Source organism: Schnuerera sp. xch1 (genome assembly GCF_019931165.1).
Classification (GTDB): domain Bacteria; phylum Bacillota; class Clostridia; order Tissierellales; family Tepidimicrobiaceae; genus JAIOUP01.
Map to the genome: position 1 here is coordinate 1 of NZ_JAIOUP010000042.1, position 730 is coordinate 730.

Annotated in this window: 1 protein-coding gene; it reads right to left on the reverse strand. The window is 29.0% G+C overall.

The features are described 5' to 3' along the window. Positions 1–77 precede the first annotated feature (77 nt). Complete coding sequence (locus tag K8M07_RS12530; protein ID WP_223379450.1) at positions 78–587, reverse strand: transposase; 510 nt, start codon at positions 585–587, stop codon at positions 78–80. Positions 588–730 lie beyond the last annotated feature (143 nt).

The following is a 730-nucleotide window of genomic DNA, read 5'->3' on the forward strand; positions in this document are numbered from 1 at the left end:
TCCAACATTTCATATTTTCTCTGTTCTTCTGACTTTCTTTTTCCTTTACCGTAAACAAATATTATGTTTTTTGATTTTCAGGCATTTCTTAAATTATTAAATTCAGTCAGAACAAGTTTTTTACAGTCTTTACTAGACATATCTTTACTAATATGGAAGTATTCTAGTATTTTTTGTATCAATTTTTCTTGATATTTAAGAATAGACTTTTTCCAGACGAATGTATACCTATTAGCATTTGCCTCTATCTTTGTTCCATCTATGTATATGCTTTTTAAGTCAATTTCTTTTTGTTCAATTAACAGGCTTACCAATTGATCTAAAATTTCATCCATAAAAGGATATATCTTATTTCTAAACCTATTAATGGTTACATGATCAGGGGTTTTACCATTATTCAAAAGCCACCTAAATCGAAGATCATACTTACAAGCGTCTTCAATATCTCTAGCTGAGTATTTTCTATTTAAATATGCAAAAACTAAAATTTTCAACATGGTCTTTGGCCCTGCGACTGGCTTTCTACCTCTACTCGAGTAGGCACTATTTAAAAAACTCAAATTCATCTCCTCAACAATATTGTGCACCAGGAAAACCTCATCATCCATATCAAAATTATTAGTCAAATCAAAACTAAAAGATAGTTGCATTTTTTTGATCTTTGCTTTATGATTAAATCTAGTATGATTTTGCATGGTAGTTAAATTATACTAAAAAACAGGTCTTAGAG